Here is a 1,350-nt window from a genome sequence, read left to right on the forward strand (position 1 = left end):
AAACCCCGAACCTGTTTTTGGATTAAACCTTTTTCTAAAAGGTTTGATGTTTCAATCCTTGTTTTCTTAGACTCCTTTGCAACCTGATAGATGCAATCATGCGATACGAGCCGAGCTTTTCCGCGTTTCAATCCTTGTTTTCTTAGACTCCTTTGCAACCCTCAAAATTTTACCCCATTCCCATTTTCAAGTATGTTCTCACCCTATTTATATCTTTTGATATGCCTGGCTGCTCATGATTGAGAAGATACCAATATATATTATTGGTGCTCACCAGCCATAAATATTCACACGACAATATGTTCTCTAACTTCCGGCATCTTCCCTATTATTATCATTTCCCTTCTACATGCCTCGCACAGGTCTATCACATGTATCTTATCCTCCTCTCCCAATTCCAGCTCGTTTATCTCCTTTACGAGCGATTCCTTATCTTTTATCGTTACTATCCCGTTGAATACGCTGTATTGCACTCTCCGTAATCCATAATATGCGAGCCGTCTGGAAAGATGATTGCGTGTAGAATCTTCTTTGATGTCATAAACGATATACAAATGCCGCTCTTGCTTCATCTTCAACGGTACCTGAACCCCTCTAATCTCTCGTCATTCCTTATCGCCCTTGCCAATGACTTCGCTTGCTCGAAAATGATGTCCAGAAACTCTAATCTCTCGCCATGGAAGGTATATTTATCCTCAAATCTGCTGTATAACGCCTCTAAAAACCTCCTCCTCACTCCCTCACTCATATAACACATATCTTCTCTTCTCTCAAATTCGTCCTCTCGCACTTGTTTCTGGGTTATCTGGGTTATCACAACTCTATCAACAATCGGCTGCCGGAACTCTTCCATCAAATCGAAACTCAACGCCGGACGATTACGATATGCTACATGTAAAACACCCTCGTAGGGATTCAAGCCCGCTCGCATCAAGCTATATTCCACCCTCGACTTAAGTACTGTATATCCATAGCTCAGCATTGAATTCACAGGGTCATGTGGTGGATGTCTTTCTCTTTTCTCAAATCCAAACTCCTCCGGGATTATCTTCCTTAATGCACCAAAATACGTCTTCGTTGCACCTCCCTCAACGCCCATTAATGCCTCATTCTCCTTTATACTCCGTAGAGCTGCTCTACGTCCTTTTAGATATTCTGTCTCTTTATCGAAATTCACCTCTCTATTCTTCGCCAAACTCTGCAAAATTCGCAACTTGTTGTAAATTGCACAATCCATTATCTCTTTCGCTATCTCTAATCGCCTATCTTCACCCATGACTATTTGTTTTCGCCACATCACCTGTTCTACTTCCCGGGGCGATACTTGAACTTGTTCTCCTTCCTTCGTGA

2 protein-coding genes are annotated in these 1,350 nt (G+C 42.0%); both read right to left on the reverse strand.

Annotated features, from left to right (window positions below; translation table 11 throughout):
* Window positions 1-287: 287 nt before the first annotated feature.
* Window positions 288-578 carry a CRISPR-associated endonuclease Cas2 gene (gene cas2 / locus J7J01_08640; protein MCD6210932.1) on the reverse strand — a complete coding sequence of 97 codons (291 nt, stop codon included), beginning with the start codon at window positions 576-578 and terminating at the stop codon, window positions 288-290.
* Window positions 575-1,350: CRISPR-associated endonuclease Cas1 (cas1, locus tag J7J01_08645; protein MCD6210933.1), on the reverse strand; the 776-nt coding region annotated here is incomplete at its 5' end. The genes cas1 and cas2, both read right to left, overlap by 4 nt.

It is taken from the genome of Methanophagales archaeon (genome assembly GCA_021159465.1).
Taxonomy (GTDB): Archaea; Halobacteriota; Syntropharchaeia; order Alkanophagales; family Methanospirareceae; genus G60ANME1.